Here is a 15,226-nt window from a genome sequence, read left to right as displayed (position 1 = left end):
CGGTCGGTCAGGCGGTCATGGCCCGGCGCAGCGCCGGTTCGAGGTCGTCGTGCAGGACGCCCTCGACGCGATGCGCCGAGAACGCCTCCCGCGCCGCACTGCGCTGGACCTTCCCGCTGGTGGTGCGCGGTACGGAGTGGGGCTCGACGAGCACCACGTTCGGTGCCGCCACGTCGAACCCGCGGGCGACCGCGATCTTGATCGCGGAAGCCAGCTCGGCGAGCGTGGTGGCGCCCTGGCGTGCCGTCTTGACGCCCTGCACCACGACAAGCCGTTCCCGGCCGCCCGCGTCGACGGAGACGGCGACACCGGCGGCGCCGAGCGCTGGATGCAGGCCGCGCACCAGTTCCTCGACGTCCTGCGGATACAGGTTGCGGCCGTTGACGATCAGAAGGTCCTTGCGCCGCCCGGTGACGAACAGCTCACCCCCGTGCAGCAGGCCGAGGTCGCCGGTGCGCAAGAAGGGCCCGTCGGCTCCGAGGTACGCCTCGAATGTCTCGCGGGATTCCTCCGGGCGGTTCCAGTAGCCCGCGGCGACACTCCCGCCGCCGATCCAGATCTCTCCGACGGTGTCCTCCGGCAGCTGCCGCCGGGTATCCGGGTCGATGATGCGGATGTCGAGGCCATGGGCCGGCCGGCCGCAGCCGACCAGCCGCGCTTCGCGGCCGACGTCGAGGTACACCGGCTCCGCGTCGATGGACCCGACGGCCGCCAGCAGTGTCACCTCGGCCAGCCCGTAGGCGGGCAGCAACGCCGTCGGCCGCAGCCCCGCGGGTGCCAAACGCTCGGTGACGGCCGCGATGGTTTTTTCGCGGATCGGCTCCGCACCGCTCATCGCGATCTCGAGGGTGGTCAGGTCGAGTTCTGCCAGCTGTTCGTCGGTCACCCGGCGCGCGATCAGGTCGTAGGCGAAGTTCGGTGCGGCGGTCAAAGTCGCGCGGTAGTCGCCGATGGCCCGCAGCCAGCGCACCGGGTGCTTGAGGAAGGTGGTCGGCGCCATGAACACCAGATCCGCCCCGATATACAACGATCCGAGCAGCATGCCGATCAGGCCCATGTCGTGGAAGTGCGGGATCCAGCTGACGGCGACCGACTCGTCGTCGAACCCGATCGCGGTGATGGCCGCTTCGTTGTGCATCAGGTTGCGATGCGTCACGACAACACCCTTCGGGTCGCCGGTCGAACCCGACGTGTACTGGAGGAACGCGATCGTTTCCGGGCCGATATCCGGCATACGCCACTCGCCGGGGTCGCCCAGCGGGCCATCGGTGGCGACGACGGCCGCGCTGAGCGCGGTCTCGAGGAGCGGTCGCACATCACCGGTGGTGAGCACCAGCTCCGCGCCGGAGTCCGACACGATGCCCGCGACGCGGTGGGCGCTGCGCTCGTCGTGCGGCAAGGGAGCGGGTACGGCGATCACGCCCGCGTACAGGCAGCCGAGAAACGCCCGCAGAAAGGCCAGCCCGTCGTGATAGAGCAGCACGACCGGTTGCGCCGCCTCCGGACGGTCGGCCAGCCAGGCGGCGACGGCTCGCGCGTCGTGGTCGAGCTCGAGGTAGGTGAGGACCTCTTCGCGTAGCTCGCGCCCTGCCTCGTGCAGGTAGGTGTACGACCTGGTCGTCCCATAATCAGAAATTTGCTGCCTGACGTGGTGAACGTAAGTCGGCTGCATCTCGTGGTTCCTCGGTAGGGGTCGGCGTCTGGGGTCGGCTACTACTTTTCGCCGCCTATGTCCGCAGAACCAGGGACCTCAGGGAGGATCCGGCAAACCTGTGGGTGGGCATGGGCCCACCCTGGGGTGCGTTGCCGTGCCTACGTTAGCTACGTGGCTGCTACCCCCCGGCTCCATGAACCACACCACTCCGAGCCACTATTTGCTTAGCACTAGCAATTACTATATAGTTGCATAGCGCAAGCAACTTATCTCGTCTGGAGGGGGACATGGCGGTCTCACCCGATACGGCTCAGAGCCTGATCAAAGAGCTCTATCTGATGGGCCGGGCAATCCGCGTCGCACTCGCGCACCCTGAGGAAGGACACCTTCTCCCGGGTGGCATCGGGGTGCTCGGCACCCTCGAGTCGAAAGGCCCGTGCAGGCAGGTGGACCTCGCCATGGACCTGTGCATCAGCCCGAGCGCGCTGAGCAGGCACGTCACCGAACTCGTCGGTGCGGGCTACATCAGCAGGCACGCCGATCCCACCGACGGGCGGGCCACCCTCATCCGGGTGACGGACGAGGGCCGCGATCTGCTCTACCGCGTTCGCGGTTCACGGGCGCGGGGCCTGCAGAACGTCCTCGCCGACTGGAGCGAAGACGACGCCGAGGCCGCCTGCACCGCCGTGCAGAAGCTCCGCAACGCATTGACCGCGCACGCGCAGAGCGGCGCCGTGCACGCCCACCAGCCGGTTTCGAAAGAGAGTCAGGAAGTAGATGTCTAGTTCAGTCGAGTCGGTGACGCGACGCGACCCGTACGCGATGACCCACCGCGAAGTCCTGGAAGCGATGACCGGACTGCTCGCGGCGTTGTTCACAGCGCTACTGAGCACGACGATCGTCGCGACCGCGCTGCCCACCATCATCGGCGACCTGCAGGGCTCGCAGACCGCCTACGCGTGGGTCATCACCTCGGCGCTGCTGGCCAACGCGGCCTCCACGCCGATCTGGGGCAAGTTCGCCGACCTGTTCAACAAGAAGGCACTGGTCCAGTCGGCCATCGTCGTCTTCGTCCTCGGCTCGGTGATCGCCGGATTCGCGGGCAACGTCGCCCTGCTGCTGGTCGCGCGCGTCATCCAGGGCATCGGCATGGGCGGCTTGACCGCGCTCGTCGTCGCGATCATCGGCTCCATCGTCGCGCCGCGCGAACGCGGGCGCTACTCCGGGTACATGGGCGCCGTCATGGCGGTCTCGATGTCCGGCGGACCCGTCCTCGGCGGTGTCATCGTCGACAGCCCGCTGGGCTGGCGCTGGTGCTTCTTCGTGTGCGTGCCACTGGCCGTGATCGCGCTGGTGCTGCTGCAGCGGACGCTGCGGCTGCCCACCGACCGCAAGGAGGGCGTGTCGATCGACTGGCTCGGCGCGGCGCTGCTGACCGGAGGTGTCTCGGTGCTGCTCATCTGGGTGTCGTTCGCCGGCAAGGCCGGCTACTACGAGTGGATGTCGCGGGAATCGGCGATCTATGTCGGTTCCGGTGTGCTGCTGCTGCTCGCGACCGTGTGGGTGGAGTCGCGCGCCGCGTCGCCGATCATCCCACTGCCGATCGTCACCGAACGCACCACCGGCCTCGCGATCATCGCCTCCATCGCGGTCGGCGTCGGCATGTTCGGCGCGACCACCTTCCTGGGCCAGTACTTCCAGACCGCGCGCGGCTACTCCCCGACCGCGGCCGGCGTGCTGACCATCCCGCTCGTCGCCGGCATGCTGATCGCCTCGGTCGGCTCCGGCCAGCTGATCACCCGGCGCGGTAAGTGGAAGGGTTTCGTGGTCGCAGGCGCCGCGCTGCTGGTGGCCGGATTCGCCCTGCTGTCGACCATTGATCACGCGACGAGCCTGTGGCTGGTCGGCGGATACATCACCGTCGTCGGGTTCGGTGTCGGCATGATGATGCAGAACCTGGTCCTGGCCGTGCAGAACACCGTGAGCGTGTACAACATCGGCGCCGCGTCGAGCAGTGTCGCCTTCTTCCGTACCTTCGGCGGCGCGATCGGGGTCTCGGTGCTGGGTTCGGTGCTGGCCACCCGGGTCGGCGAACTATCGGCGGAGGGATTCGCCGAGCTCGGTATCCAGACCAAGTCCTCCGGCGGCAGCAACCTGGATCTCGATGCCCTGCCCGCGCCGATCGCGACCATCATCCGCGCCGCCTACGGCGACGCGACCGGGCGGATCTTCCTCATCGCCGCGGCCGCGACGGTCGTCGCGCTCATCGCGGCAGCGCTGCTGCCGAACCGGCCGTTGCGTCGCACGATCGACATCGATCCCGCCCTCGACTCGATGCAGGCCGAGGCAGGCACCGCGGCCCGGACGGAAGGCGCCAAACAACCGGCGCTGCTCGACTGAGCCACGCCGCACGCGCGGAGCCCCGAGAAGCCCTCGGGGCTCCGCCCGTCTCGCCAGGATGCGTCGCGAGATCAGTACCGCGGACGCTCGCCCGTGCGCGCGGCCACGGTCGTCGCCGAGGTCACGGCGACGGCCAGGCAGCGCAATTCGCCAGGAATCAGCACCGATCGAATCGCACCCTGGAAACACTCGAGCACCGCTCCGTCGGGCCATCGCACGTCGTAGCGGTACCAGCACCGGCGCGCCCCGCCGGCGCGCTGGATGTCGCGCTCGACCCGGACGGCGAGTTCACTGAGCGCGGCGTGCACCTGACTCGGCGCGCCGGTGCTGGCGATCTTCCACCACGGCCGGTTGAAGTAGCCCGGCTCGGAGATCTCGACCAGGTAGAGCAACGGCATCCCCACGGCGTCGGAGGCGGTCATACCGCTCAGAGTGCCGCAAAACGGACTGGACAAATGGGTGAAACGCCGGAGGTGTACCAATGCGATACCGAGCTCCGGGCGCCCGCCGATCACGACCCCAGGCGGTCCAGGAGCCAGGTCGGACCCACCGTCTCCGCACCGGCGGCCGCGACGCGATCACGCAGTCCCCGATCAGCCGTCACCACCGTCACCGGACGGCTGCTATCCTCCGCCCGCGCAGCGGCCACAACCCCGACGATCGCGTCGTCCCCCGACCCGTCCGCGCACACCACGCACACGCCGCCGGACGAAGGTTCCCCCGCGTCGACCGCGGCCTTCGCCGCCCCCTCGAGCACCACGACCACCTCGGCCGCTTCCGCCAGACGCGCGCGCAGCCCGGTCATTCGCTCGAGCAGTCGCCGGGTGGCGCCGGAGCGATCCCGCCACCACCCGTCGGGCCGCGAACCGACGACGTTCGCGGCGTCCACCACGATCAGCCGAACACCGTTGGCCGCCACCCGCTCAGTCTCCTCCCACGGTGAGCACCGCACCCGCCGAGGGCTCGGCGGCGCCGGGCCCGGCCGCCCGCACGGCGGCGAGCGCGTTCAGCCTGCCGTACCCGTATTTGTCGCTGTGCCCGTCGGTCCCGTAGCCGCCGCCCTGCGGGTCGATCTTGTCGCAGGCGCCTTTGAGCAGGTTCTTCACCGCCTCCCAGGTGAGATCCGGGTTCACCGACAGCATCAGGGCCACTACACCGGCCGCGCCGGGGCACGCGCTGGAGGTTCCGCCGAAGTCGTTGGTGTAGTCGCCCGCCGCGTCACCCGCCGCCACCGTGCCGGGGTTGTAGCCGCTCGCGCCGTGCCGATCCACCGTCCAGATCCCGGGCGTCAGGGCGTCGGGATGTCCGAAAGGCCGGTGCCCGAAGTCGCTGCTGGGGAACGCGCACCACACCGCCTTGCCGAAATCGCTGTAGACGCTGCGTTTGCCGGTGTCGTTGCACGCCGCGACCGCGATCACCTTCGCGAAACTGGCATAGCCGTCGTTGTCGACGGATTCGTTGCCGTTGCCCGCCGCGAACAGCACCACGCAGCCCTTGCCGCCGCGTCCGGTGGTGACGGCGTGTTCGATCGCCAGCCTGGTGCTCGCGGGCAGCGCAGCGACGCGGTTGTGCACCGGATCGTCCGGCTGGAACCACTTGCCGTCGGCTGGGCCCCAGCTGCACGAGATGACGTCGGCCCCGTGCTCGGCGGCCCACCCGAAAGCCTCCGCCTCGGCCTGTGAGCCGAGCCCGGAGGCGAGCCGGATCGGCATCAGCGCCGCTTCCGGCGCGACCCCGGAGGCACCGGCCGTGCCGTTGGCGCACGCGACGCCGGCGCACGCGGTGCCGTGGTTGTCCCCGTTGTCCGGGCCGGTGCCGTAGGTGTCCTTCGGACGCGGATCGCTGCTGTTCGCCGTGACATCCCGGGGCGCGACGATTTTGGCGGCGCCGGCGAATTCGGGGTGGTCGATGTCGACGCCGTCGTCGATGACGGCGATCGTCACCCCGGCCCCCCGGGTGACCGCGTGCGCGGCTTCCACCGCCGCGTGCGCGTCGACCACGACACCGCCGATGGTGGTCTTCTTCAGATGCCACTGCTGGGGGAAGATCGTCTTCCTGGCCCGGTGCCGGATCAGCTCCGGATGGCAGTATTCGACGTCCTCGCGCGTCAGCAGCGAGGTGGCGATGTCGAAGACCCGCTGGCCGGTGCCCTCGGGCGCGGCCGTGAAATACGCGTTGGTCGCATACGACACCGCCCGCCGCACAGTCAGTTCCGCCGCGTTCAGGACGGCGAGGCAGTGCTCATGGTCGACGCGGTCGACGAATTTCACGAAGATGTTCTCCGTATAGAGCACCGGTTCGCCGGTGGCCGGGTCCACCAGCACATGTCCGGCGAAGCGCACCTCCGGCGCGGCGTCGAGCGCCTCCTTGCGTTCCTCCACCGACCGTGAACCCGCGGGGAGCCGATAGACCTCGACCCCTGCCTCCGGGTAGGCCTGTACCAGTGTCGCGTCGTCGAGTTCACCGCTGAGCGGCGTGCGCACCGATCCCGACTGCCGCCGGATCCCCCGACCGCTGTGCGTGCGCACCGCGATCAGATCGGGACTCTGCCGCAACTCGAAACCGGGATCGTCCTTCGTACCGAAATTCGCGGTTGGCACCATGATCTCCTTCGCCGTGGGGACCCGAGCACCAACTATGAACCACGTTCCGGCAACCACGAAAACACCCGGACACCGCGGCGCCCGGGCGGGTCTTCGAAAACGACCGGTACCCAAGTGTTCTCGCCGCGGATTCGGATTCTCTTCGCGAATCCACGGCGAGCACCGGTTACCAGGCCGCGCGACCGGTCAGCGGAAGGCCCGCCGGTACGCCTGAGGCGTCACCCCCACGGTCTTGCGGAAGACTTTCCGGAATGCGGCCACCGAGGCGAACCCCGTTCGATCGGTGATGCATTCCATCGTGAGGATGGTCGTCTCGAGCAGCACTTGGGCCTTGCGCACCCGGGCGGTCTGGAGCCACTCGTTCGGTGTCATCCGGACCTGCTCGTGGAAGCGCCGGATCAGCGTGCGCTTGCTGACTCCGGCTCGATCCGCGAGATCCAGCACGGTGATCTTCTCACCGAGCATCGTTTCCGCCCACTCCAAGGTCGGATTGATGGACTTGCTGTCCGCCTCCGATCGCGGACGTTCCGCGATGAACTGCGCCTGCCCCCCGTCCCGGGTCAGTGGCATGACCGAGAGCCGGGCGGTAGCCGCCGCCACGGCGGTCCCGTAGTCCTGCCGCACCATATGGAGGCACAGATCGAGCCCAGCCGCGGCACCGGCCGAGGTCAGGATGCCCCCGTTGTCCACATACAGCACCGTGGGATCCACGCGGACCCGCGGATAGCTTCGCGACAGTTCGGTGGCGGCCATCCAATGCGTGGTCGCCCGCCGTCCGTCGAGCAACCCGACGGCGGCGAGGGTGAACGCCCCCAAGCAGATCGATGCCACCCTCGCGCCACGTTCGTGGGCCCGCACCAACGCCTTGCGCAGCCGATCCGACGGCCGCGACCGGTAACTCATCGCTCCCGGCACGACGATGGTCTCGGCCTTCTCCTCGAGATATTCGATGTCGCCCAGACATGAGATCCCGAAGAACTTCGACGGAACGTCGGAGTTCACCCCGCAGACCTGGACCTCGTACGCCGCGGTTCCGTCCTCCTGCCGGGTCCGGCCGAAGATTTCCAGCGGGACCGCGAGATCGAACGGAATCACGTCGTCGACGGCCAGAACAGCCAATGACCTCATGCCTCGGACCTAGCCGACCCGCTGTTCCGCTTCCGGCCCGGCCACCACCAATCCGGCGCGAATCAAGCGCTTCAAGGCTCGTCCCTGCAGCACCGTCAACCGGGGCGCCAGCTCCGACCACCGGGCGGGACCACGGTTCAGCGTTTCCCACAGCTCTTCACCCCCATCCCGCTCCAGGCACCGCACCTCGACGCCCGGGTCGGCCGCGGAGTAGATCCGGTAGCAGGGAACGGTGTCGGCGAGCGGCGACGGCGCCGCATCGCTGTTCGCGATGGGGTCGCGCCAGTACATGGCCAGCCCGTCGCGCGCCTCCTGCGGGATCTCGAACGGCGGCGACATCCCCTTGAAGCCCGGAATGTCCGCTGCCACGCCTGCGCGGATGCGCGCGTCCGGCGACAGCGCCACGATGTCGCCGGCCGCCAGGTCGACCGCGTCGGCGGCGGTGAAGGCTCGCAGGTAGGGCCCCTCGGTGGCCAGGTCACGCGGGTCGCGGGAGCCCTTGGTCATGATGTTCAGCAGGTCGGGCACCAGCGCGGTGTTCAGCAACGCCTGGAACGTCCCCTCGGTGGCGTTGTCGGCCTCCACTCGCCGGCCTTCCGCGCTCCAGTAGGGGCTGTCCGGATGCGAGCGTGAGATCTCGTGATACCACTGGTCGATGCTCAGTGCCCAGGTCTGCGCCATGCCGCGCCACTCGACGTCGTAATTACGCCAGAGGTCTTCCTTCGATCGCTCGTCCAGGTCCTTGTCGAACGTCTTGCGCAGGACCAACGCGGCCGCCCAGGCTTGGGTGACGGCGAAGGACATTCCGGAGGAGAACAGCGGATCGACGAAGTACGACGCGTCCCCGACCGCCATCCACCGATCCTCGTACGAGCCGAAGCATTCGCTCACCCGGGAATAGTTGGTGGCCGTCAGCATCTCGGCACGAATCGGCTCCGCGTTCGCCACCAGATCCTGCAGCACCGGAATCGACTTGATCGTCTTCAGGAAGATGTCCGGATCACGCAGGTCCACGCGGGCGATCGACTCCGGGTTGGTGACGATGCCGATGGACCACACGGTTTCCCGGGTGCCGTCGACCAACCGAGGCGTCGGGATGTACCACACCCATCCGTGCTCGAAGGCCACCGCGTAGATCGGTGACAAGTCGTCGTCGCGGAAGACGTTCCAGTCGCCCGCCGCCCGCTGTGCGGGCACGCAGTTGCGGTAGTGCGACCAGACGGCCACGTTGCGGTAATCCGACAGCCATTGCTTGTCGCGCTGTGAACCGCGGGCGGCGACCTGATTCGCCCGGCCGGACGCGTCGACGAAATAGCCTGCGGCGACCTCGGTTCCGTCTTCCAGCACCACCGTGGCCTTGCCGTCGCCGGGGAGGAACCGCACGACCCGCACGCCCTGGAAGACGTGGGCGCCGCAGGCTTCGGCGTGCTCGAGCAGCACCGTGTCGAATTCGGCGCGATTGACGTGCACCGACCACCGGTAGACGCCGTCGACCAGGTAGTCGGCGTGCTCGAAGAAGCCGACGAACGGCCGGGCGGTGTCCCACTGGTAGATTCCGCCGAATTTCTGGATCCAGCACTCACTCGCGAGCACCTTCTCCAGCGCGCCGCTCGCTTGCAGAACGGGGACCAAAGGGTGCGCACCCGATTCGCCGATGTGCTCCCGGGGGAACACCTCGCGATCGAAGATCGCCACACGAAGATCGGTGTCGCGGCAGAGCATCGCGGCGAGCGTGGACCCGGCGGGACCACCGCCCATGATCACCACGTCGTACTCGTCCGCCGGTCTGGAGATTGGGGTAGCCATTGACATTCCTCTCTGATGGCCGATTGCTCAGATGATCTGGATGCGTTGCAGATGCCGGGTAACCGAGCCGGTGAACGCATTCCTGCCGTGCAGCAGCGCGTGGTTCTCGGCCACCACGATGTCGCCGGTCCGCCACTCGTGGGCGTAGCAGTAGCGAGCGTCGTGCAGCCGCTCGCGCAAGTCCTCCATGACCCGGACGCCGTCCTCGGCCGAGATGCCGTCCACGGTCAAGAACAGCGGATTGGCGTAGCGCGCGGGATCCAGTGGTTCGGCATATCGGATCGTCGTCTCACCGGTCGCCGGATGGGTGCCGAGCAATGGCCATTCGGCCAGGCCGCCATAGTGCGCCAGCTTGTCGGTGCGGTACGTGATCGTGGTTCGTGCCCACAGTTGCCTCAGGTCTTCCGGCGCGTCCCGATAGGCCTGGACACTGTCGCAGAACACGGTCTCGCCGCCCGCGCCCTCTCCTCGCACGCATTGGAAGAGGAAGAACCGCGGCACTTGCTCGGCGAACGCGCCGTCCCAGTGGAACGGGACGTCGCCTTTGTCGAACAGGTAGTTCTCGGCAGTGTCCCGGACCACCAGATCGAGGATCGAACCGAAGTTCCACTGCAGGATCTCTCCCGCAGCGCGGCAATAGGTTTCCAGTTCCGGCTTGTCGAGCAGGCCGAATCCGCGGAGTACCACCACTTTCGCCTGGAGCGTCAGCGCGAGCAGCTCCTCGATCGGCACGTCGGCGAGGGTGCGCCCCTCCGTATCGGACGCCACCAGACGGCCGAAGGGCCGCAGCGGCTCGCTGTCCAGCAGGACCTTGTTCACGCTTTTCGTCATGGGTCTCCTCACCCTCGCTGTGCTTCGGTCTCGGGCATCCGTCCGAGGACGAAATGACTGGGACGGCTGTTGCGCCACACCACACGCGCCCCCAGTTCCTCGGCATGCATCCGCTTGACCAGCGTGTAATTCGCTCCGTCGTCGAGCACCACGCCGTGCCACGGCGTCAGCCAGCTGTCCTGGGTGCGCAGCAGATGGAAGCCGATCTTCTCGGAGTGGTTCGCCTGCGGATGGATCGACAGCCGGACCGCGTCCGTGAAGATCTCCGCCATCAGGCTGCTCCACGCTTGACTGCGTTGCACCACCTCGTAAGCCGTCTCCTTCGATCGGTTCCGCCGCTGCGTGGCGGACAACTCGGGCAGCAGCACGGCGTTGTCCTCGACCATGAAGCGATGGATCCCGTTGAACATCCGCCGGGCCGCCGGATCGGTCCGGACCGCCTCACGCAGCACGTCGATGCCGTCGGAGTACTCCTTCAGCAACCGCTGCCTGCGTTCGTCCCAGGTCATCTCCGGCATGGCGTCGCGCAGGCCGTACAGACCGATGGAACCCCCGCCGGTCGACCGGATGATGCGGCGCAGTTCGTCGCCGTAGTCGTCGACGTGACCGTCCGGAATCCCCAATGCGTCACTGAAGACGTGGCCGTCGGAGCAGATCGTGACGATGGCGCCCGGCCGGTAGACGGCCGAGATCTGATCGCAGAACCCTTGCAGTGACTCGATCGCCAGGGTCTCCGCCCTATCGGGCAAGCGCCCCAGCGTCTTCCGGCGGTTTCGCGACTTCGCCGGGAACGCGGGGATGATGAAGTGGACCGGCACGCCGGCCTCGAGGTATCGGATCACCTTGCCCAGGTGCGGTGCGAAACAGTCCGCACACGGGGCCAGGTCGCACAGGGACTTCGATTCCGCGCTGCGCCGGCGCGCGAAGACGATGCGCAGTATCTGCGTAGCAACGGATCCGACGTCGTCGCCGGGTCTGTGGTGTAGTCGTGGTCGTCCGAGCTCCTGGACGCGCTCGGAGCCGTTGTCGACAGTCGTGCTCATTACTACCTTCCGGACACACAAACGAGCGCACGCAACGGACCGCACGGTGACAATTCCGCCATCAGCGCGAAAAGAGCCGTCGGTAGCTGCCTGCGATCAGAACGTCGTAGTAGGACACGGATTCGGATCCCGGATTTCATCCGATATCCAGGATCGGCGAGCCCCGATGCTCACAGCCGAATCCGAATCACGTGGCCCATTCGATGAAACAACCCCCGTATTCACAATCTAAACTGTGGTTTATAACACCATCAGGATACCGCTGCCCGGACGGTAGGGCAACCATATTGCCAGGCATGGGGATACAAATGAATCGGAGGCCCGTGGCAACGCCACGGGCCTCCGAACAGGCATTTCGATCTCCGCCGATCATGTACTCCGGAGCGTCTGGCCTGCCATCCTTTCTCCGGCGACCGCAGGTCGTTTCGGCCGGGCAAAGCGGCGCATTGCCGGAGATTCCACGAAGGTGAACAACAACCATGCGGCGAAAATATTCAGGCAGAACAGGCCGACAATCAACAGCACCGCGACCGGAGCACCGAACGTGGCGGCGTTCATCAACCGGCGGACGTAGAACAGCGTCACGCCCTGACAGATGTAGAAGGCGAACGAGATCTCGCCGAGCCGCACGGAGAGCCGGCTGGACAGGAATTTCGAGGTACCGTCGAGGTCCGACTGTGCCGCCGACGCGATCAGCAGCGCGAGCGGAACAGCGGTTGCCAGGATGAAGCCGATGTAGAACGGCGTGTACGTCGCCACCACGTATCCCGCGCCGACCGCGGCCACGGCCGCCCACAACGGAATCCGTATCCACCGGCCCTCCGCCACTATTCTCGCCATGAACACGCCGAGAAAGAATTCGAAGAGACGCGTCGGCGGAAAGAGATATCCGAACCATAGCTGCAGCACCGGTATGGGCGTGAGTTCCGATTTCTCGGAACCCGGGATGACGAATACGGTCAGCAGTACGATCACGCCCATGCCGACCACCATCGCCGCGGCTCCGTACCACAGATACTTTCCGTCGATACGTAGCACCAGCGGAATCAGGAACGGAAACAGAACGTAGAAGAGCAACTCGCACGACAATGTCCACGACGGCGTGTTGACACCCGCATTGATATAGTTCTGCGGGAACCAGGCATGCAGCAGGAAGAAATTCGGCAGCCATGCCTTCCACGGCGTGATCGCCGCCGCGAACAGCACCATCGACGCCACCCAGAGCGTCAGGTGGTTGGGAAATATCTTGACCACGCGCCGCCGGATGAACTGCAGCTTGCTCGATCCCGGTTTCCACGACCAGGTCAACACGAAGCCGCTCAGGATGAAGAAGAACGAGACCCCCAGGAAACCGGCCTTGCCGACCACCCACGCCGCGTCGTACGCGATATCCGGGTCGGCGAAGAGATTCACCGGCTTGTAGGGCGGTATCGGCGAGTTGGGCAGCATCACGTGGAAGACGAAGACCGAGAACGCCGCGAAGAACCGCAGCCCGGTCAACGACGGCAGCCGCTTGCGGTTGTCGATGTCCATCGCGATCAACCCAGACCCACGACGAAGGGGAATTCCGGCCTGCCGCCCAGGACGAAGGCTCCGGTGGACTGGATCACCTGGTCGTGCGCGATGATGTGCCGTGCCATGGTGTTCGTGTCACGCAACCAGATGTCGAGCGGATTGGGCCGGTAGATCGAATCGGTGCCGACGAGTTCGCACAGCCGGGTGACGATCCGTTGCGCGGCACGGAAGGCGTTCGTTCTGGCCAGCGCGGTCGCGATCCGCAGGTCGGTGGGCAGGTCGGCGAAACGCTTGCCGTCCAGCGCGTCCCACAGTTCCGCCACCGTGTTCACGACGGCGCCGCGCGCGACGATGTACTCCATCTCGCACTCGCCGAGCAGGTACTGGGCACGATAGTTGTCGGCCCACTTCTGTCGGGTCGCGGTCACGATCTTCCCGTCCGCGAGGCCGCGCACGTAGTCCAGCGCCGCACGGGCGGTTCCCAGCGGCACACCCGGCATGATCCGGGCCAGAGCCTCCGGCTCGGAGAGCCTCCCGCGACAGCTCTTGCGTTCGCTGAACGCGAAGGAATGGTGTTCGGGAACGAACAGATCCTCGACGGCGTAATCGTTACTGCCGCTACCGCGCAGGCCCGTTGTATCCCAGGTGTCGAATACGGCCACCTGATCACGGCGCATGAAGAAGAGCCGGACGAGCGGCCCGCCCTCTGCGGTCTCCTCCATGCGGCCGCCCGAGGTCACGAAAGCGCCGCCGATGACCAGATCGGCGTGCGTGATCGCACTGCCGAACTTCCACCGTCCCGTCAACCGGTAACCGCCTGCCACCCGTTCGGCGCGGCCGGCCGGAAAGATCAGTCCCGCGGTGATCAGATCCTGCGTCGGCATCAGCTCCGCGACGGCCCGCTCGTCGAGATATCCGGCGTAGATGCCGGTGGCGGCGCCGATCATGGCGCACCAGCCGGTGGCGGTGTCGCCGTAGGACAGTGCCTCGACGACTTCCAATTGCTCGAGCGAAGTCAAGCCGGGACCGCCGATCTCCGCGCTGAAACACATGCGGTAGACGCCGATGTCGCGGAGCCGTTCGACGATGTCCATCGGGAGCTTGCGCTCGGCATCGATCTCGCTGCGACGCGCCGCCAGGTCGGGGGTCAGCGAACGCACTGCGGTCAGCAGGGATGTCGCCGAGATTGTTGCTGCAGTCATTGTCCGAACTCCTAAGCCAGAGAAGGTGCGTGCGATGGCGGCCGCTCACGCAGCAGAAGCTCGATCGCCGAAGTGGTCTGCTCGGGCCCGAGAGCCGAGTAGCCGCCGTCCACGGTCCACTCGGCGCCGGTCACGAAACTCGCCTTGGGCGAAGCGAGGAAGGCGGCCACCTCGCCGATCTCGCGCGCGTCGCCCGCCCGGCCCAGCATGTGGAACCGGGACGCCACCGCGTCGGTGCGGGCCCGGTCCCCCTCGGTGATCTCGTTCATCACGCGAGACCAGGTCCAGCCCGGCGAGACACTGTTCACCCGGATCCCGTCGGCCGCGTATTCCAATGCGAGACTGCGGGTCAGTTGCAGCAGGGCGGCCTTGCTGACCGGATATCGAATCCGCCCGGCCTGAGCGACGCGTCCGCTGGGCGAGGTGAAGGTGACGATGGACCCGGACGTGTCGCGCAAGGCGCTGCGCGCCTCCGCGCACAACATCGCCGTACCGGCGACGTTGGTGTTCAGGACCTCGAGCCACTCGGCCCGCGCGTCCGTGCCGGGACCGTCGTCACCGTAAACGCACGCGATGTTGACCAGCGTGTCGATCCGTCCGTGCCGGTCGATCGCGGCTGCGACGAACGACCTGACCGACGGGTCGCTGCGCAGGTCGAGGGGGACGAAGACGGCTCGGTCGCCGATCGCCGCGGCCGCCTCCTCTCCCCCGTCCGTATCGATGTCTCCCAGGACGACATTCGCGGAATATTCGGCGAATACCCGGGCTACTTCAGCGCCGATGATGGTCGCCGCACCGGTTATGAGTACTGTCTTACCTTCGAACAACGTCGACTCCCCTCGGCTGCGCCCTCCGACCGGCACAAGCCATGGATGGAAGTATTCCCGCCGAAAAGAGCGACCAGCCAGTACGATCCGCGACAGAGATGCACTCCTTTGCGCCAGCAGGCGCGCGGTCACGGTGAGGGTGGCGTAGCTCACTGTCCGCTCTCGCCGGCCGGTCGGGTGCGATATCGTCGCAGAACAGACAGTCCATGTTTCGGGG

At 67.1% G+C, this 15,226-nt stretch carries 13 protein-coding genes; 2 read left to right on the top strand and 11 right to left on the bottom strand.

Annotated features, from left to right (window positions below):
• Positions 1–7: 7 nt before the first annotated feature.
• A complete protein-coding gene (locus ABZ552_RS14125) occupies positions 8–1,672 on the bottom strand; it encodes a fatty acyl-AMP ligase (RefSeq protein ID WP_281873905.1) in 1,665 nt (554 codons plus the stop codon).
• 269 nt (positions 1,673–1,941) lie between these two features.
• Between ABZ552_RS14125 and ABZ552_RS14120 the strand changes: the two genes are divergently transcribed.
• The gene (locus ABZ552_RS14120) at positions 1,942–2,439 is read left to right on the top strand and encodes a MarR family transcriptional regulator (RefSeq protein ID WP_281873906.1); all 498 of its coding nucleotides are present in this window, start codon (positions 1,942–1,944) and stop codon (positions 2,437–2,439) included.
• Positions 2,432–4,054, top strand: a complete 1,623-nt coding sequence (locus ABZ552_RS14115; protein WP_357437350.1) for an MDR family MFS transporter — start codon at positions 2,432–2,434, stop codon at positions 4,052–4,054. The genes ABZ552_RS14120 and ABZ552_RS14115 overlap by 8 nt, the downstream gene beginning before the upstream one ends.
• A gap of 71 nt (positions 4,055–4,125) precedes the next feature.
• On the opposite strand, the gene ABZ552_RS14110 is transcribed toward ABZ552_RS14115, so the two are convergent.
• The 10 genes from ABZ552_RS14110 to ABZ552_RS14065 form a co-directional block, all read right to left on the bottom strand.
• Positions 4,126–4,476: a hypothetical protein gene (locus ABZ552_RS14110; protein ID WP_281873909.1), complete on the bottom strand. Its 351-nt coding sequence runs from the start codon at positions 4,474–4,476 to the stop codon at positions 4,126–4,128.
• An 89-nt stretch (positions 4,477–4,565) separates the two neighbouring features.
• Positions 4,566–4,973: a hypothetical protein gene (locus ABZ552_RS14105; protein ID WP_281918893.1), complete on the bottom strand. Its 408-nt coding sequence runs from the start codon at positions 4,971–4,973 to the stop codon at positions 4,566–4,568.
• 4 nt (positions 4,974–4,977) lie between these two features.
• Positions 4,978–6,654, bottom strand: coding sequence for a S8 family serine peptidase (locus ABZ552_RS14100; protein ID WP_281873911.1), 1,677 nt, complete (start codon positions 6,652–6,654; stop codon positions 4,978–4,980).
• 189 nt (positions 6,655–6,843) lie between these two features.
• On the bottom strand, positions 6,844–7,785 hold the full coding sequence (locus ABZ552_RS14095; protein ID WP_281918895.1) for a helix-turn-helix domain-containing protein: 942 nt from the start codon (positions 7,783–7,785) through the stop codon (positions 6,844–6,846).
• A gap of 9 nt (positions 7,786–7,794) precedes the next feature.
• Positions 7,795–9,591 carry an NAD(P)/FAD-dependent oxidoreductase gene (locus ABZ552_RS14090; protein WP_357437345.1) on the bottom strand — a complete coding sequence of 599 codons (1,797 nt, stop codon included), beginning with the start codon at positions 9,589–9,591 and terminating at the stop codon, positions 7,795–7,797.
• A 27-nt stretch (positions 9,592–9,618) separates the two neighbouring features.
• Positions 9,619–10,422, bottom strand: a complete 804-nt coding sequence (locus tag ABZ552_RS14085; RefSeq protein ID WP_281873915.1) for a TauD/TfdA family dioxygenase — start codon at positions 10,420–10,422, stop codon at positions 9,619–9,621.
• 8 nt (positions 10,423–10,430) lie between these two features.
• A complete protein-coding gene (locus tag ABZ552_RS14080) occupies positions 10,431–11,465 on the bottom strand; it encodes an isocyanide synthase family protein (protein ID WP_281873916.1) in 1,035 nt (344 codons plus the stop codon).
• A 369-nt stretch (positions 11,466–11,834) separates the two neighbouring features.
• A complete protein-coding gene (locus ABZ552_RS14075; RefSeq protein WP_281873917.1) occupies positions 11,835–12,998 on the bottom strand; it encodes an acyltransferase in 1,164 nt (387 codons plus the stop codon).
• A gap of 5 nt (positions 12,999–13,003) precedes the next feature.
• A complete protein-coding gene (locus ABZ552_RS14070; protein ID WP_281918898.1) occupies positions 13,004–14,182 on the bottom strand; it encodes an acyl-CoA dehydrogenase family protein in 1,179 nt (392 codons plus the stop codon).
• An 11-nt stretch (positions 14,183–14,193) separates the two neighbouring features.
• Positions 14,194–15,009, bottom strand: a complete 816-nt coding sequence (locus ABZ552_RS14065; protein ID WP_281873919.1) for an SDR family oxidoreductase — start codon at positions 15,007–15,009, stop codon at positions 14,194–14,196.
• Positions 15,010–15,226 lie beyond the last annotated feature (217 nt).

The sequence above is a fragment of the Nocardia sp. NPDC019219 genome (genome assembly GCF_040632645.1).
Classification (GTDB): Bacteria; Actinomycetota; Actinomycetes; order Mycobacteriales; family Mycobacteriaceae; genus Nocardia; species Nocardia sputorum.
This window is presented reverse-complemented; position numbering and strand designations above follow the sequence as displayed.

What these genes read in the sequence shown, in the direction of transcription:
- ABZ552_RS14120 (WP_281873906.1), top strand. Translation starts at nt 1,942, where the DNA reads ATGGCGGTCTCACCCGATACGGCTCAGAGCCTGATCAAAGAGCTCTAT.
- ABZ552_RS14085 (WP_281873915.1), bottom strand. Translation starts at nt 10,422, where the DNA reads ATGACGAAAAGCGTGAACAAGGTCCTGCTGGACAGCGAGCCGCTGCGG.
- ABZ552_RS14115 (WP_357437350.1), top strand. Translation starts at nt 2,432, where the DNA reads ATGTCTAGTTCAGTCGAGTCGGTGACGCGACGCGACCCGTACGCGATG.
- ABZ552_RS14075 (WP_281873917.1), bottom strand. Translation starts at nt 12,998, where the DNA reads ATGGACATCGACAACCGCAAGCGGCTGCCGTCGTTGACCGGGCTGCGG.
- ABZ552_RS14125 (WP_281873905.1), bottom strand. Translation starts at nt 1,672, where the DNA reads ATGCAGCCGACTTACGTTCACCACGTCAGGCAGCAAATTTCTGATTAT.
- ABZ552_RS14090 (WP_357437345.1), bottom strand. Translation starts at nt 9,591, where the DNA reads ATGGCTACCCCAATCTCCAGACCGGCGGACGAGTACGACGTGGTGATC.
- ABZ552_RS14110 (WP_281873909.1), bottom strand. Translation starts at nt 4,476, where the DNA reads ATGACCGCCTCCGACGCCGTGGGGATGCCGTTGCTCTACCTGGTCGAG.
- ABZ552_RS14080 (WP_281873916.1), bottom strand. Translation starts at nt 11,465, where the DNA reads ATGAGCACGACTGTCGACAACGGCTCCGAGCGCGTCCAGGAGCTCGGA.
- ABZ552_RS14070 (WP_281918898.1), bottom strand. Translation starts at nt 14,182, where the DNA reads ATGACTGCAGCAACAATCTCGGCGACATCCCTGCTGACCGCAGTGCGT.
- ABZ552_RS14095 (WP_281918895.1), bottom strand. Translation starts at nt 7,785, where the DNA reads ATGAGGTCATTGGCTGTTCTGGCCGTCGACGACGTGATTCCGTTCGAT.